The organism is Pseudomonas sp. B21-048 (assembly GCF_024748615.1).
Taxonomy (GTDB): domain Bacteria; phylum Pseudomonadota; class Gammaproteobacteria; order Pseudomonadales; family Pseudomonadaceae; genus Aquipseudomonas.
This window is the reverse complement of sequence record NZ_CP087168.1, coordinates 5,391,338-5,406,964: the sequence shown is the minus strand read 5'-3', so window position 1 is coordinate 5,406,964 and position 15,627 is coordinate 5,391,338. Positions and strand designations below refer to the sequence as shown.

13 protein-coding genes and 1 pseudogene are annotated in these 15,627 nt (G+C 60.8%); 11 read left to right on the top strand and 3 right to left on the bottom strand.

Annotated elements, in window-relative coordinates:
* The first annotated feature begins 76 nt into the window (after positions 1–76).
* The 10 genes and pseudogenes from LOY56_RS25400 (at position 77) to gcvP (ending at position 12,173) form a co-directional block, all read left to right on the top strand.
* Positions 77–631 (top strand): YecA family protein, encoded by a 555-nt coding sequence (locus tag LOY56_RS25400; RefSeq protein WP_258618044.1) that lies wholly within the window; start codon positions 77–79, stop codon positions 629–631.
* 27 nt (positions 632–658) lie between these two features.
* Positions 659–1,993, top strand: a complete 1,335-nt coding sequence (gene pepP / locus LOY56_RS25395; RefSeq protein WP_258618042.1) for a Xaa-Pro aminopeptidase — start codon at positions 659–661, stop codon at positions 1,991–1,993.
* Positions 1,990–3,177: a 2-octaprenyl-6-methoxyphenyl hydroxylase gene (gene ubiH, locus LOY56_RS25390; RefSeq protein WP_258618041.1), complete on the top strand. Its 1,188-nt coding sequence runs from the start codon at positions 1,990–1,992 to the stop codon at positions 3,175–3,177. Before pepP ends, ubiH begins: the two co-directional genes overlap by 4 nt.
* Positions 3,178–3,190: 13 nt before the next feature.
* Positions 3,191–3,283 (top strand): annotated as a pseudogene (locus LOY56_RS25385) (tetrameric acyl-CoA thioesterase); the annotation flags it as partial.
* A gap of 9 nt (positions 3,284–3,292) precedes the next feature.
* Positions 3,293–4,510, top strand: a complete 1,218-nt coding sequence (locus tag LOY56_RS25380) for a 2-octaprenyl-3-methyl-6-methoxy-1,4-benzoquinol hydroxylase (protein WP_258622888.1) — start codon at positions 3,293–3,295, stop codon at positions 4,508–4,510.
* A gap of 160 nt (positions 4,511–4,670) precedes the next feature.
* Positions 4,671–5,675, top strand: a complete 1,005-nt coding sequence (locus LOY56_RS25375; RefSeq protein ID WP_258618039.1) for an extracellular solute-binding protein — start codon at positions 4,671–4,673, stop codon at positions 5,673–5,675.
* A gap of 177 nt (positions 5,676–5,852) precedes the next feature.
* The gene (locus tag LOY56_RS25370) at positions 5,853–7,469 is read left to right on the top strand and encodes an iron ABC transporter permease (protein ID WP_258618031.1); all 1,617 of its coding nucleotides are present in this window, start codon (positions 5,853–5,855) and stop codon (positions 7,467–7,469) included.
* A gap of 156 nt (positions 7,470–7,625) precedes the next feature.
* Positions 7,626–8,708, top strand: a complete 1,083-nt coding sequence (gene gcvT, locus LOY56_RS25365) for a glycine cleavage system aminomethyltransferase GcvT (RefSeq protein WP_258618030.1) — start codon at positions 7,626–7,628, stop codon at positions 8,706–8,708.
* A gap of 50 nt (positions 8,709–8,758) precedes the next feature.
* Positions 8,759–9,142 (top strand): glycine cleavage system protein GcvH, encoded by a 384-nt coding sequence (gene gcvH / locus LOY56_RS25360; RefSeq protein ID WP_038980852.1) that lies wholly within the window; start codon positions 8,759–8,761, stop codon positions 9,140–9,142.
* Positions 9,143–9,299: 157 nt separating this feature from the next.
* Complete coding sequence (gcvP, locus tag LOY56_RS25355; protein WP_258618028.1) at positions 9,300–12,173, top strand: aminomethyl-transferring glycine dehydrogenase; 2,874 nt, start codon at positions 9,300–9,302, stop codon at positions 12,171–12,173.
* 155 nt (positions 12,174–12,328) lie between these two features.
* Here gcvP and LOY56_RS25350 read toward each other — a convergent pair whose 3' ends face one another.
* From LOY56_RS25350 to LOY56_RS25340, 3 genes are all read right to left on the bottom strand, one after another.
* Positions 12,329–12,649: a DUF2388 domain-containing protein gene (locus LOY56_RS25350; protein ID WP_258618025.1), complete on the bottom strand. Its 321-nt coding sequence runs from the start codon at positions 12,647–12,649 to the stop codon at positions 12,329–12,331.
* A gap of 164 nt (positions 12,650–12,813) precedes the next feature.
* Entirely contained in the window at positions 12,814–14,598 is a 1,785-nt protein-coding gene (locus LOY56_RS25345; protein WP_258618024.1) for a GspE/PulE family protein, read from the bottom strand.
* Positions 14,599–14,688: 90 nt separating this feature from the next.
* On the bottom strand, positions 14,689–15,027 hold the full coding sequence (locus tag LOY56_RS25340; RefSeq protein WP_258618022.1) for a hypothetical protein: 339 nt from the start codon (positions 15,025–15,027) through the stop codon (positions 14,689–14,691).
* A gap of 127 nt (positions 15,028–15,154) precedes the next feature.
* On the opposite strand from LOY56_RS25340, the gene LOY56_RS25335 reads away from it, so the two are divergent.
* Complete coding sequence (locus LOY56_RS25335; RefSeq protein WP_258618021.1) at positions 15,155–15,625, top strand: Lrp/AsnC family transcriptional regulator; 471 nt, start codon at positions 15,155–15,157, stop codon at positions 15,623–15,625.
* Positions 15,626–15,627 lie beyond the last annotated feature (2 nt).

Here is a 15,627-nt window from a genome sequence, read left to right as displayed (position 1 = left end):
TAGTCTTGGCGAGTCTGTCGATGTAGGATACAAGGCCTTCATTCTAGACATAGCGCCGTCTGGCGCCTAGCTGCCCATGCCCATTCAGAATTCACCGTACCAAGCCTTCGCCACCCTGCTGAACACCAGCGGCCACCCCGTCTCGCCTGCCGAACTGCACGGTCTGTTGCTCGGCCGCAGTTGCGCCGGTGCCGGCTTCGAAGCCGACAGCTGGTTGGCTGACGCCGCCGAGCTGCTCGAAGGCGAGCCGCAAGACAACGTTCGCAACGCCTTGATCGGCTTGCAAGAGATGGTCAAGGGCGAGCTGACCAGCGACGACATGACCGTGGTTCTGCTGTTGCCGACCGACGACGCGCCGCTCACCGAGCGCGCGGCTGCACTGGGCCAGTGGTGCCAGGGCTTCCTTACCGGCTTCGGTCTGACCCGCCGCGAATATGCCTTGAGCACTGAGGCCACCGAAGTGCTGCAGGATCTCGCCGCCATTGCCCAGGTGCAAGACGCGCTGGAAGAGTCCGACGACGGCGAAAGCGACTACATGGAAGTGATGGAGTACCTGCGCGTCGCGCCGTTGCTGCTGTTCACCGAAACCAAGAAAACCGACGAAGCGGCTGCCAAACCGTCGTTGCATTAATCGCGTGCCAGGGAAAGCCATCTGCCCATGATTCATATCCCGAAATCGGAATACAGCCGTCGCCGCAAGGCGCTGATGGCGCAGATGGAACCCAACAGCATCGCCATCCTGCCCGCCGCCGCGGTGGCCATCCGCAACCGCGATGTCGAGCACGTCTACCGTCAGGACAGCGACTTTCAGTACCTCAGCGGTTTCCCCGAGCCTCAAGCCGTCATCGTCTTGATGCCCGGTCGTGAGCACGGCGAATACGTGCTGTTTTGCCGGGAACGTAATGCCGAGCGCGAGTTGTGGGACGGCCTGCGCGCCGGCCAGGAAGGCGCGATCCGCGACTTTGGTGCTGACGACGCTTTCCCGATCACCGACATCGACGACATCCTGCCGGGCCTGATCGAAGGGCGTGACCGGGTGTACTCGGCCATGGGCAGCAATCCTGAATTCGATCGGCACCTGATGGACTGGATCAACGTGATCCGCTCTAAAGCGCACCTCGGCGCCCAGCCGCCGAACGAATTCGTTGCCCTGGATCATCTGCTTCACGACATGCGCCTGTATAAATCGGCGGCAGAAGTGAAGGTGATGCGCGAAGCCGCGCGGATTTCCGCCCAGGCACATATTCGTGCGATGCAGGCCAGCCGTGCCGGTTTGCATGAGTTCAGCCTCGAAGCTGAGCTCGATTACGAGTTCCGCAAGGGCGGGGCGAAGATGCCGGCTTATGGGTCGATCGTCGCGGCGGGGCGCAACAGCTGCATCCTGCATTACCAGCAGAATGACGCGGTGCTCAAGGACGGCGATCTGGTGCTGATCGACGCCGGTTGTGAAATCGACTGCTACGCCAGCGACATCACCCGCACCTGGCCGGTCAACGGCAAGTATTCACCGGAGCAGAAGGCGATTTACGAGTTGGTGCTGGCTTCCCAGGAAGCAGCGTTTGCCGAGATCGCGCCGAACAAACACTGGAATCAGGCGCACGAGGCCACGGTCCGGGTGATTACCACCGGTCTGGTGAAGTTGGGCCTGTTGCAGGGCGACGTTGACGAGTTGATCGCCAGCGAAGCCTATAAAGCGTTTTACATGCACCGCGCTGGCCACTGGCTGGGTATGGATGTGCACGATGTCGGCGAATACAAGGTCGGCGGCGAATGGCGCGTATTGGAAGTCGGCATGGCGCTGACGGTTGAACCGGGCATTTACATCGCCCCAGACAACCAGAACGTGGCGAAGAAATGGCGCGGTATTGGCGTGCGCATCGAGGACGACGTGGTAGTGACCAAAACCGGTTGTGAAATCCTGACTAACGGCGTGCCGAAAACGGTCGCCGAAATCGAGGCCTTGATGGCCGCCGCACGGGCACAAGCGGCATGAGTCGAATCAATCTGGCAATCATCGGCGGTGGCCTGGTCGGCGCCAGTCTGGCGTTGGCGTTGCAGGCTGGAGCCAAGGCCCGTGGCTGGAAGATCGTGCTGATCGAACCGTTTGCCCCCGGCCACACCTATCAGCCGAGCTATGACGCCCGCTCTTCGGCGCTGTCCTTCGGTGCCCGGCAGATTTATCAACGGTTGGGTGTGTGGCAGGAAATCTCCCGCCGCGCCGAGCCGATCAAGCAGATTCATGTCTCCGACCGTGGACGTTTCTCCACCGCCCGGCTGTCGGCGATGGAAGAGGGCGTTCCGGCGCTGGGTTATGTGGTGGAAAACGCCTGGCTTGGCCAATGCCTCTGGCAAGGTCTGGACAAGGACGTGATCAGTTGGCGCTGCCCGGCGGAAGTCACCCGCATGGAACCGCTGACCGACGGCTATCGCCTGACGCTCGACGATGAAACCATCCTGGAATGCGACCTTGCGGTGCTCGCCGATGGCGGCCGTTCCGGCTTGCGTGAGCAACTGGGGATCGGCATCAAGAAACGCCCTTACAACCAGAGCGCGCTGATCGCCAACATCACCACCAGCGAAGCGCACAACGGCATGGCCTTCGAGCGTTTCACCGACGATGGTCCAATGGCTTTGCTGCCGCTGCCGGAAAACCGCTGCGCTTTGGTCTGGACCCGTTTGGGCATGGACGCGCAGCGGCTGGCAGCCCTGGATGACCGCAGCTTTCTCGCCGAGTTGCAGGGCATCTTCGGTTATCGCCTCGGCACGCTGAAACAGGTCGGCGCACGGCATTTGTATCCGCTGTCGCTGATCGAAGCCGAGGAACAAGTCCGCCCGCATCTGGCAATTCTCGGCAACGCTGCTCATAGCCTGCATCCGATCGCCGGGCAGGGTTTCAACCTGTCGTTGCGTGACGCCCAGGCGCTGGCCGACAGTTTGTTGGGTAGCGAGACCGGGCCCGGCGACTTCGCTACCTTGCAGGCCTATCGCGAGCGTCAGCGAATGGATCAGAACCTGACCGTGGGCTTTTCCGATCAGGTCACCCGGTTATTTGGCAGCACTCAGCCGCTGGTTTCCCTGGGGCGCAACATCGGCCTGCTTGGCCTCGATCTGCTGCCGCCGGCCAAGCGCTGGTTCGCCCGACAGGCCATGGGTTTGGGTACGCGTCCTGATGTTTGAGCCTACGCACTGGCAAGTCGATATTCATGACAGCGCGAGCACTTTGCTGACACGCGTTGAAGAAACCCTTTACCTGCGGCTCAAACCGCAAGCGAGACAGGCTTAAAGCATGGAAATGCGCGCAGATCTGCTGATTGTCGGAGCCGGAATGGTCGGCAGTGCCCTGGCGCTGGCGTTACAAAACAGTGGGCTTGAAGTCCTGCTGTTGGACGGTAGCCCCCTGAGCGTCAAACCCTTCTATGGGCAGGCTCCGTTCGAACCACGGGTGAGCGCCTTGTCGGCGGCCAGCCAGCGAATACTCGAACGTCTGGGCGTCTGGGATGGCATTGCCAGTCGGCGCAGTAGTCCGTACACCGACATGCACGTCTGGGACGGCAGCGGCACCGGGCAGATCCATTTCTCGGCGACCAGTGTGCATGCCGACGTGCTCGGGCATATTGTCGAGAACCGCGTGGTTCAGGACGCCTTGCTCGACCGGCTGCACGACTGCGATCTCGGGATGCTGGCCAATGCGCGTCTGGAGCAGATGCGCCGCTCCGGTGACGATTGGCTGCTGACCCTGGCCGACGGTCGCACCTTGCGGGCGCCTTTGGTAATTGCGGCGGATGGTGCCAACTCGGCGGTGCGGCGTCTGACCGGTGTCGCGACCCGCGAATGGGATTACATGCACCACGCGATCGTCACCAGTGTGCGCAGTGCAAAACCTCATCAAATGACGGCGTGGCAGCGATTCACCGACAACGGCCCTCTGGCGTTTCTGCCGCTGGAACGGGACGGCCGGCAGGATTGGTGCTCGATCGTCTGGTCGACCACGCCGAGCGAAGCCGAACGCCTGATGGCGCTGGACGACGAAGGCTTCTGCAAGGCGCTGGAACGGGCCTTCGAAGGCTGCCTCGGCACAGTGCTCAGCGCTGACCCGCGCCTGTGCGTGCCGCTGCGTCAGCGTCATGCCAAGCGGTATGTGGCTGAAGGCCTGGCGCTGATCGGCGATGCGGCCCACACCATCCATCCGTTGGCGGGGCAGGGCGTGAACCTCGGTTTCCTCGATGCCGCAGTGCTGGCCGAAGTGCTGCTGCAAGCGGCCGCGCGGGGTGAGCGGTTGGCGGACGTGAAAGTGCTCAGTCGCTATGAGCGTCGGCGCATGCCTCACAACCTGGCGTTGATGGCGGCGATGGAAGGGTTCGAGCGACTGTTCCAGGCCGATCCGTTACCAGTGCGCTGGTTGCGTAATACCGGATTGAAGATGGTCGATCAGATGCCCGAGGCCAAGGCGTTGTTCGTGCGTGAGGCGCTTGGGTTGATCGGGGATCTGCCGGCGCTTGCCAAGGCTTGAAATTTTCGCTGCGGTAGCTTGCCCGCGATGGCGGCAGATCAGCCACCTCATATCCTTACCCGTGCAACATTTGGTAACTTCTCCGCAAACTGTTCGATTGAGAAGCTAAATGTGAGTCCTTATCATTTGCGCTCACTTCCCCATTCGAGAGACCGCTTCCATGTTGGCACCCAAGCGTCTACTGACCGCACTGGCCCTGACCCTGATTGGCAGCACCGCCGTCCAGGCCGCCGACGAGGTGGTGGTTTACTCCTCGCGTATCGATGAGCTGATCAAACCGGTCTTCGATGCCTACACCCAGAAAACCGGCGTGCAGGTGAAGTTCATCACCGACAAGGAAGCGCCGCTGATGCAGCGGATCAAGGCCGAGGGCGAAAATGCCACCGCCGATCTGCTGCTGACCGTCGATGCCGGCAACCTCTGGCAGGCCGAGCAGATGGGCATCCTCCAGCCGTTCACTTCCAAGGTGATCGACGCCAACATCCCACTGCAATACCGCGCTTCCTCCCATGCCTGGACCGGCCTGAGCCTGCGGGCGCGGACCATCGCCTACTCCACCGACCGGGTGAAACCGGGCGAGCTGAGCACCTACGAAGCGCTGGCCGACAAGCAGTGGGAAGGCCGTCTGTGCCTGCGCACGGCGAAGAAGGTCTACAACCAGTCCCTGACCGCCACCCTGATCGAAGTCCATGGCGCCGAGAAAACCGAGAAGATCCTCAATGGCTGGGTCAACAACCTGTCCACTGATGTGTTCTCCGATGACATTGCCGTGCTGGAGGCGATCAACGCCGGCCAATGCGACGTTGGCATCGTCAATACTTACTACTACGGTCGTCTGCACAAACAGAAGCCGGACCTGCCGGTGAAGCTGTTCTGGCCGAATCAGGGTGACCGTGGCGTACATGTCAACCTGTCGGGCATCGGCCTGACCAAACATGCGCCGCACCCGCAAGCTGCCAAGGCGCTGGTGGAGTGGATGACCACGCCTGAAGCACAGAAGATTTTCGCTGACGTGAACCAGGAATTCCCGGCCAACCCTGTCGTTCAGCCTTCAGCTGAAGTAGCGGCCTGGGGCAAGTTCGTTGCCGATACCCTGCCGGTGGAAGTGGCTGGCAAGCGTCAGGCAGAAGCGATCCGGATGATGGATCGGGCTGGCTGGAACTGAGTCTGTCGATATACTGCGCCACAGAATGAAGTCGGCGGCGTCCCTGCCGACCTGATCGTTCCCACGCTCTGCGTGGGAACGCATCCACCGACGCTCCGCGTCGAGGCGTGACGCAGAGCGTCACAAGATGTGTGCCCACGCAGAGCGTGGGCACAATCATTTAAACGAGAGCTTTCCTTGGCCCACCCCGCTCAACGCCGCTGGTATCCCCTGGTCTTCGCCATTGCTGCGCTGGTCCTGCTGCCCCTGAGCGTCCTGCTTCTTTCCTGGCAAACCATCGATCAGCAGATCTGGTCCCACCTGTGGGACACCCAGATGCCGCGACTGCTGGGCAATACCCTCACGCTGGTCCTCGGTGTCGGTTTCGGCGTAACGCTGCTGGGCGTCAGCCTGGCCTGGCTCACCAGCCTTTGCGAATTCCCTGGGCGGCGTTGGCTGGATTGGGCGCTGATGCTGCCCTTTGCGATTCCTGCCTACGTGCTGGCCTTCGTCTTTGTCGGCCTGCTGGATTTTGCCGGCCCCGTGCAAACCTTGTTGCGTGAATGGTTCGGCAGCGGTCTGAGGCTGCCGCGAGTGCGCTCCACCGGCGGTGTGATTCTGGTGCTGGTGCTGGTTTTCTATCCGTACGTTTACCTGTTGGCGCGTACCGCTTTCCTGGCTCAGGGCAAAGGCTTGATGGAAGCAGCGCGAGTCCTTGGGCAATCCCCATGGCAGGCGTTCTGGCGTGTGGCGTTGCCCATGGCACGTCCGGCCATCGGCGCGGGGGTGGCGTTGGCGCTGATGGAAACCCTGGCGGATTTTGGTGCGGTGTCGGTGTTCAACTTCGATACGTTCACCACCGCTATCTACAAAACCTGGTACGGCTTCTTCAGCCTTTCCACCGCGGCGCAACTGGCCAGCCTGTTGCTGTTGGTGGTGATGGTCGTGCTGTATGGCGAGCGCCGTGCCCGCGGGGCCAACCGGGCGAGCAACGAACGGCCACGGGTCAAGGCGTTGTATCACCTGCGCGGGGTCAAGGCGCTGGCGGCCATGAGCTGGTGTGGTCTGGTATTCGCCTGCGCCTTCGTCATTCCCGTGCTGCAACTGATGGTGTGGTTCTGGCAACGCGGGCGCTTCGATCTGGATGAGCGCTATGCCGGATTGATCGTGCATACCCTGTACCTGGGCGGTATGGCGGCGTTGATCACCGTCAGTGTCGCTCTGGTGCTCGCCTTTGCCCGTCGATTGGCGCCGACCCGGGCGATCCGTTCCGGCATCAGTCTGGCTAACCTTGGTTATGCGTTGCCAGGCTCCGTACTGGCGGTGTCGATCATGCTGGCGTTCAGTTACCTGGATCGCGAACTGGTGATCCCGTTGTCAGGCTGGCTTGGCGGCGCGGGCAAACCGTTACTGCTGGGCAGTCTGTCGGCGTTGTTGCTGGCCTATCTGGTGCGATTCATCGCCGTGGCTTACGGACCGCTGGAAAGCAGCCTGGCGCGAATACGGCCATCATTGCCCGAAGCAGCACGTAGCCTTGGCGTCAGTGGGCCACGACTGTTTTTCAAAGTGTATCTGCCGCTGCTGCTGCCGGGCACGTTGAGTGCTGCGTTGCTGGTGTTCGTCGACGTGCTCAAGGAAATGCCGGCGACCCTGCTGATGCGCCCGTTCGGCTGGGACACGCTGGCGGTGCGCATCTTTGAAATGACCAGCGAGGGCGAGTGGGCGAGGGCCTCGTTGCCGGCACTGACCCTGGTTTTGGTTGGGCTGTTACCGGTCATCGGACTGATCAGAAGGTCGGCGCATCGAAACACCTAGGTGTCAGTCCTACACCTTGCGGCTACAATGCGCGGCATTCGGTGCGGTCCGTCCTTCAGACCGGGTCGCTGAAATCGGCTGAAAGCCTTTATTTACAGGTATTTCACCCCGTGCAGCGCCCGTCCGCACCTTCGCCACGCCCGGAAGGAGAAACCCATGGGACAGCGTACGCCTCTGTATGACCTTCATCTCGCCCTCGGCGCGAAGATGGTCGATTTTGGCGGTTGGGACATGCCTCTGCATTACGGCTCTCAGGTCGAGGAACACCATCAGGTGCGCCGCGATTGCGGGGTTTTCGATGTATCCCACATGACCGTGATCGATGTTGACGGCCCTCAGGCCAAGGCCTGGCTTCAGTATTTACTGGCCAATGACGTCGAACGTCTGCACAGCCCCGGCCGTGCCTTTTACAGCGCCATGCTCAACGAGCACGGCGGCATCGTCGACGACATGATCGTCTATCGTCTCGAGGACGGTTATCGCCTGGTGGTCAATGCCTCCACCCGCAATCAGGATCTGGCCTGGATGCAAGCTCATCTCGGCGACTTCGATGTGCAGCTCAACGAGCGCTCCGAGTTGGCGATGCTGGCCATTCAAGGGCCTCACGCCCGGCACAAGATTGCCGAACTGGTGACTCAGTCCCGTGGCACGCTGATTCAGCAGCTCAAATATTTCGAAGGTCAAACCGACGGTGACTGGTTCATCGCGCGCACCGGTTACACCGGTGAGGATGGTCTGGAAATCGTGCTGCCGGCCGATCAGGCGCCGGGGTTCTTCAATGATCTGGTGGGTGCGGGCATTTCCCCGATCGGCCTCGGTGCCCGCGATACCTTGCGGGTCGAAGCCGGCATGAACCTCTACGGTCAGGATATTCATCAAGACGTTTCGCCATTAGCCTCCAACATGGCCTGGAGCATTGCCTGGGAACCGGCCACGCGCCCGTTCATCGGCCGCACTGCCCTGGAAGCCGAACTGGCTGCCGGCGTGCAGCACAAACTGGTCGGTCTGGTCCTTGAAGAACGGGGAGTTTTGCGTGCGCATCAGGTGGTTCGCATCGCCGATGTTGGCGAAGGGGAGATCACCAGTGGTAGTTTCTCTCCTACGCTTAGCAAGTCGATAGCACTGGCGCGCGTGCCGGTGGCCACCGCTGACCGCGCTGAAGTGGAAATCCGTGGCAAGTGGTACCCGGTTCGAGTGGTCAAACCGACCTTCGTACGCCACGGCAAAACCTTGATCTAACTTTTTCTGGCGGGCAATGACCGCTGACATTTTTCTTGAGGACACAGAACATGAGCGAAATCCCTGTCGACCTGCGTTTTGCCGAAAGTCACGAATGGGCCCGTCTAGACCATGATGGCGGCGTGAAAGTGGGTATTTCAGACCATGCTCAGGAAGCCTTGGGTGACGTAGTGTTCGTTGAGCTGCCGGAAATCGGCAAAGTGTTCGCTGCCGGTGAGGCTGCGGGTGTCGTCGAGTCGGTCAAGGCTGCGTCGGATATCTACTCGCCAGTTTCCGGCACCGTCATTGCCGTTAACGAAGAGTTGGCCAACAATCCGGAACTGGTCAACAGCGCGCCTTATGACAGCTGGTTCTTCAAACTCGAGCCGAGCGATACCTCCGAGCTGAACAACCTGCTCGACCCGGTGGCCTACAAGGCTGCTATCGGCGAGTAATGCTCGCCCCGTAGGAGCTGCCGAACGCGGCCCCAGCCTTCGGCAGCTCCTACATCGTTTACATACGACTCCTTCTTCAAGGCACTGTGACAGCGACTGCTATGCTGGTTTGACCGCATTGCATCGACGCCGAGCGCCAGTCAAGAGAGAGCCCGTCATGTCCCAGTTGCCGTCCTTGAGCCAGTTACGCGACCCCAATACCTTTCTGCGCCGCCACTTGGGCCCCGATGCCGCCGAGCAGCAGGCGATGCTCGACAGCCTTGGTCTTGGCAGCCGGGTCGAACTGATCGAGCAGACGGTGCCGCCGGGAATCCGCCTCAACCGGCCGTTGGATCTACCGCCGGCCCTCGACGAGGAAGCCGCACTGGCCAAGCTGCGGGGCTACGCCGAGCAGAACCAGGTCTGGACCAGCCTGATCGGAATGGGGTACCACGGCACCCTCACGCCGGCCGTCATCCTGCGCAACGTGCTGGAAAATCCCGGTTGGTACACCGCCTATACCCCCTATCAACCAGAGATCGCCCAAGGCCGGCTCGAAGCGTTGTTGAATTTCCAGCAGTTGACCATCGACCTGACCGGCCTGGAACTGGCCAACGCCTCGCTGCTGGATGAAGCCACGGCGGCAGCCGAGGCCATGGCTCTGGCCAAGCGCGTGGCCAAGTCCAGGAGCAACCTGTTTTTCGTCGATGAGAATTGCCACCCGCAGACCATTTCCGTAGTGCGGACCCGGGCCGAAGGGTTCGGTTTCAAGCTGATCGTCGACGCTGTGGATAACTTGAAACAACATCAGGTGTTCGGCGCGCTGCTGCAATATCCCGACACCCATGGCGAAGTGCGTGATCTGCGCCCATTGATCGATCATTTGCATGCCCAGCAAGCTCTGGCCTGTGTAGCGACCGATCTGCTAAGCCTGCTGATGCTGACTCCGCCGGGGGAGCTGGGTGCCGACGTGGTATTCGGTTCGTCCCAGCGCTTTGGTGTGCCCATGGGTTACGGCGGCCCGCACGCGGCGTTTTTTGCCAGCCGCGACGAATACAAACGGGCAATTCCCGGGCGGATTATCGGCGTGTCGAAAGATGCGCGTGGCAACGTCGCCCTGCGCATGGCCCTGCAAACCCGCGAGCAACATATTCGCCGGGAGAAAGCTAACTCCAACATCTGCACCGCTCAGGTGCTGCTGGCCAATATCGCCAGTTTCTACGCGGTCTACCATGGCCCGGAAGGGCTCAAACGGATTGCCCAGCGCGTCCATCGGCTGACCTGCATCCTCGCTGCTGGCCTGGAGCGTCACGGCATTACACGTCTCAACCAACACTTCTTCGACACCCTGACCCTGGAGGTCGGTGGCACTCAGACTGCGATCATCGAAAGTGCCCAGGTGGCGCAGATCAATTTGCGCATTCTCGGCCGTGGACAGCTCGGCCTCAGCCTCGACGAAACCTGTGACGAAACCACCGTGGCGAAGCTGTTCAATGTGTTTCTCGGTGCCGATCATGGGCTCAACATCGACGACCTGGACGCTGAAGCACTGGCATCCGGCATTCCTGCCGGGTTGCAGCGCAGTACGCCGTATCTGCGTCATCCCGTGTTCAACGCTCATCACAGCGAAACCGAAATGCTGCGTTATCTGAAGCAGCTGGAGAACAAGGACCTGGCGCTCAACCAATCGATGATTCCGCTGGGCTCCTGCACCATGAAGCTCAACGCGACCAGCGAGATGATCCCCATCACCTGGCCGCAGTTCGCCAACCTGCATCCGTTCGTGCCGAAAGAGCAGGGGGTGGGTTATTCCTTGATGATCGAGGAATTGGAGCGCTGGCTCTGCGCGATCACCGGTTTCGATGCGATCTGCATGCAACCCAATTCGGGCGCTCAGGGTGAGTACGCCGGGTTGTTGGCGATTCGCAAATATCACGAGAGCCGCCATCAGGGCGCGCGGGATATCTGCCTGATCCCGTCCTCGGCCCACGGCACCAACCCGGCTTCGGCGCAAATGGCCGGAATGCGGGTAGTGATCGTCGAGTGCGACGAGGGGGGTAATGTCGATCTGAATGATCTGAAGGAAAAAGCCACGGAGGCGGGGGACAAACTCGCCTGCCTGATGGCGACTTATCCGTCGACTCACGGGGTCTACGAGGAAGGCATCAGCGAGATCTGTGAAGTTATCCACAATCACGGCGGTCAGGTGTACATGGATGGCGCCAACCTTAATGCGCAGGTTGGATTGGCACGGCCGGCCGACATCGGTGCCGACGTATCGCACATGAACCTGCACAAAACCTTCTGCATTCCCCACGGCGGTGGCGGACCGGGGATGGGCCCGATCGGCGTTCGGGCGCACCTGGCGCCATTCGTCGCCAATCACCCGGTGGTGCCAATCGAAGGTCCGCTGCCGGAGAACGGCGCGGTGAGCGCGGCACCTTGGGGCAGCGCAAGCATTCTGCCCATCAGCTGGATGTACATCGCGATGATGGGGCCGCAACTGGCGGATGCGAGCGAAGTGGCGATTCTCGCCGCGAATTACCTGGCGCAGCATTTGGCGGGTGCATTTCCAGTGCTCTACACCGGGCGCAACGAGCGAGTGGCCCACGAATGCATCCTCGACTTGCGACCGCTCAAGGCGCTGACCGGAATCAGTGAAGAGGACGTTGCCAAGCGCCTGATGGACTACGGCTTCCATGCGCCGACCATGTCATTCCCGGTGCCGGGGACGTTGATGGTCGAACCGACCGAGAGTGAGTCGAAGGCGGAGCTGGACCGTTTTATCGGCGCGATGCTGAGTATTCGCGCGGAAATCACCGAGGTGCAGAACGGCAACTGGCCGGCGGAGGACAACCCGCTGAAACGCTCACCGCATACCTTGGCCGACATCACCGGGGTTTGGGAGCGGCCGTACAGCATCGCGCAGGCGGTAACGCCGGATGCGCATACCAAGGCCCATAAGTATTGGCCGGTGGTGAACCGTGTGGACAATGTTTACGGTGACCGCAATCTGTTTTGCGCGTGTGTGCCGGTGGACGAATACCGCTGACAGGGGGAGGCTGATCGTTCCCACGCTCTGCGTGGGAATGCATCCCGGGACGCTCCGCGTCCCAAGAGCGGACGCAGAGCGTCCATGGCGGTGCTACCACGCGGAGCGTGGGAGCGATCATCAAATGGATCGCATTTTTTGTTCAGCAACGAACCTTATTTCGAGGCGATGGCATTCTTCGCCAGGATTGCGTTCGCCAGTTCCATGTCCGTGGCTTGCAGGCCAGGGTTGTCGGCGCGGACTTTCTGCATGGCGGCTTCCAGGTACGGGCCGCGAATGGCGCCGTCACTGGCGACAAAGCTGCCGGCGTCGTCCTGGGCAGCGACGACCAGCTTATGATCCCTGGAGGTCAGGTAGGACGTACCGGTGGTGGCACCGGACGTAAGAACGTTACGCAAAAAGCTGTCATCAGCCATCGCCGAACCGACTGGGAGGGACAACACGGCGAAGGTAGCGACAGCAAGTTTGAGACGCATAAAAGGTGACTCCACTGGGTTTTAACTGCGGGCTTTGATTGCCAATATCCCAATCGAGTTCCGTGACGTTAGTCGGCTCGCCGCAGGCTGCGATCTTTTGATTTTCGCTTTTAAAAACAAGATAAAAGGATCGCAACCTGCGGCAGCGCCTACCAGCATCAGGCCTATTTCTGCTCGCTCTGCGGCGTCACTCGCAACACCTCTTCGATCGTGGTCAAACCCGCCGCCACTTTCTGCGCCCCCGACAAGCGCAAACTGCGCATGCCTTCCTTGAAAGCCTGACGGCGGACCGCCAGCAAATCGGTATCAGGGTTGATCAGCGCTTTAATGCCGTCAGTCAGCTGCATGATTTCGTACACCCCGGCGCGGCCGCGATAGCCGGTTTCGCGGCATTCCAGGCAGCCGATGGCGCGTTGTGCGTTGCCTGGCAGTGGCGCTTGCCAAGGCCGGGTCAGGGTTTGCCAGTCGTCCTCGCCCAACGTTAATGGTGCCTTGCAGTGAGGGCATAGCGTACGGACCAGACGCTGAGCCATGACCCCGAGCACCGTGGCCTTGATCAGGTAATGCGGCACGCCGAGTTCCAGCAGGCGGCTGATGGCGCTCGGGGCGTCGTTGGTGTGCAACGTCGACAACACCAAGTGGCCGGTGAGTGCGGCCTGAATCGCCATCTCGGCGGTTTCGAGGTCGCGGATCTCGCCGATCATGATGATGTCCGGGTCTTGGCGCATCAGCGCGCGCACGCCGGCGGCAAAGGTCAGGTCGATGTTGTGCTGGACCTGCATCTGATTGAACGCCGGTTCGACCATTTCGATCGGGTCTTCAATGGTGCAGAGGTTGACCTCCGGCGTCGCCAGTTTCTTCAGGGTGGTATACAGCGTGGTGGTCTTGCCCGAACCGGTCGGCCCGGTCACCAGAATGATGCCATTGGGCTGGCGGGTCATGTCTTGCCAGCGGCGCAGGTCATCGGCGGAAAAACCCAGCTGATCGAAGTCCTTGAGCAGCACTTCCGGGTCGAAGATCCGCATGACCATTTTTTCGCCGAATGCAGTCGGTAATGTCGACAGCCGCAGTTCGACTTCGCCGCCATCCGGGGTCTTGGTTTTGACCCGGCCGTCCTGGGGTTTGCGCTTTTCCGCGACGTTCATCCGCCCCAGGCTTTTCAGGCGGCTGACGATGGCCATGGTCACCTGCGGCGGGAATTGATAGACGTTGTGCAGCACGCCATCGATGCGAAAACGTACCGTGCCTTGCTCGCGCCGGGGTTCGATGTGGATATCGCTGGCCCGCTGCTGGAACGCGTACTGGAACAGCCAATCGACGATATTGACGATGTGCGCATCGTTGGCGTCCGGCTCCTGGTCGCTGGCGCCGAGGTTGAGCAACTGTTCGAAGTTGCCCAGAGTGCTTGTTTGCTGATCAGCGTTGGTGGCGCCCGTGACCGATTTGGCCAGGCGGAAAAATTCCACGCTGAAGCGCTGGATGTCCACCGGGTTGGCCACTACGCGCTTGATTGGCAGCTTCAATACGTGGGTCAGGTCGGCTTCCCAACTGCTGACGAAGGGCTGGGCGCTGGCCACGGTGACGGCGTCGCGGTCGATAGACACTGCCAGAATCTTGTGGCGTTGGGCGAAGGCATAGGACATCAACGGCGTAATGGCCGCGACATTGATTTTCAGCGGGTCGATGCGCAAGTAAGGCTGACCGGCCTGCTGAGACAGCCAGAGCGTCAGGCTTTCCAGATCGAGGTGTTTGCCGGGACGGCTGAGGTCGTCCAGGTGTTGGCTGGCGATGAGCTCCAGCGGGTGCTGCTGACCAGTGGTGGCGTGACGGCGGCGGGCGTTGAGTGCGTGTTCGGCCGAGTCCTGGCTGATAAAGCCCTGGGCGACCAGTTCACGCAGCAAATCGTTAAGGTCCAGCCAGCGGTCCTGAGTGGCGAGTAGAACGGACATGCGGGCTCCTTATGAACAACCGTTTGCAAAGGATAGCTGCGTGCCCGCAGACCGTTGGGCCACTACCGGACCAACACGTGTCGGGTTTTTTCAGCCGGCTGCCTGAGCCGGCCCTTGCCACGCAGAATCCGCCGCTTGCAGGTTCACCGAGCAGACGCTGATCAGGTTACGTAATTTTTCCGCGATCACCTGAGCACGGTGCCAGCTCAGGCCGTCCATGACGATGTCGACCGATAGCAAATCGTCCATGCGCTGCACGTTGACCTGCTGCGGCGTCAGAAACTGCAAGGCGAACAGGTTGAGCGCCCGGCACAGCAAATCCGGCTCGGCCTCGGCCAGTAATTGATAGTGAACGCGGCAGTGGGCGTTGCTGACGTTCCAGACATCGGCGCGGGCAGGCGGGGTGTTCACGGCTTCTAAATGCGGCATGGGTCGGTCTCCAAAATCACTGGAGGAATTTTTACATTCGGTGCCGGGCATTTCTTATCTATGATGGGGCTTATTGACCGTTTATCGAATCGATCAATTCGATTTAGTACCAACTATAGGTTTTTTTATGCACAGCGAGCTGGATGGCTACGACCGCAAGATTCTCGCGTTGCTGCAAGAGGACGCTTCGCTCTCCAGCGCGCAGATCGCCGAACAGGTAGGGCTCTCACAGTCGCCGTGCTGGCGGCGGATTCAGCGGATGAAGGAAGAGGGGATCATTCGCGCTCAGGTGACGTTGCTTGACCGGAAGAAAATCGGTCTTAACACGCAGATCTTCGCCGAGATCAAACTCAACGCCCACGGACGTTCGAACTTCAACGAATTCACCGAAGCGATTCGCGGTTTTCCCGAAGTACTGGAATGTTATGTGCTGATGGGGTCGGTGGATTTCTTGCTGCGGATTGTCACGGCAGACATCGAGGCTTATGAGCGCTTCTTCTTCGAGAAGCTGTCGATGGTGCCGGGGATTCAGGAGGTCAACTCGATCGTGGCGTTGTCGGAAATCAAATCCACGACGAGTTTGCCGGTGTTGCGCTGACC

Coding starts and splice junctions, on each gene's coding strand:
- gcvH (WP_038980852.1), top strand. CDS start 8,759: ATGAGCGAAATCCCTGTCGACCTGCGTTTTGCCGAAAGTCACGAATGG.
- LOY56_RS25335 (WP_258618021.1), top strand. CDS start 15,155: ATGCACAGCGAGCTGGATGGCTACGACCGCAAGATTCTCGCGTTGCTG.
- LOY56_RS25380 (WP_258622888.1), top strand. CDS start 3,293: ATGCGCGCAGATCTGCTGATTGTCGGAGCCGGAATGGTCGGCAGTGCC.
- pepP (WP_258618042.1), top strand. CDS start 659: ATGATTCATATCCCGAAATCGGAATACAGCCGTCGCCGCAAGGCGCTG.
- LOY56_RS25340 (WP_258618022.1), bottom strand. CDS start 15,027: ATGCCGCATTTAGAAGCCGTGAACACCCCGCCTGCCCGCGCCGATGTC.
- gcvP (WP_258618028.1), top strand. CDS start 9,300: ATGTCCCAGTTGCCGTCCTTGAGCCAGTTACGCGACCCCAATACCTTT.
- LOY56_RS25350 (WP_258618025.1), bottom strand. CDS start 12,649: ATGCGTCTCAAACTTGCTGTCGCTACCTTCGCCGTGTTGTCCCTCCCA.
- ubiH (WP_258618041.1), top strand. CDS start 1,990: ATGAGTCGAATCAATCTGGCAATCATCGGCGGTGGCCTGGTCGGCGCC.
- gcvT (WP_258618030.1), top strand. CDS start 7,626: ATGGGACAGCGTACGCCTCTGTATGACCTTCATCTCGCCCTCGGCGCG.
- LOY56_RS25345 (WP_258618024.1), bottom strand. CDS start 14,598: ATGTCCGTTCTACTCGCCACTCAGGACCGCTGGCTGGACCTTAACGAT.
- LOY56_RS25400 (WP_258618044.1), top strand. CDS start 77: ATGCCCATTCAGAATTCACCGTACCAAGCCTTCGCCACCCTGCTGAAC.
- LOY56_RS25375 (WP_258618039.1), top strand. CDS start 4,671: ATGTTGGCACCCAAGCGTCTACTGACCGCACTGGCCCTGACCCTGATT.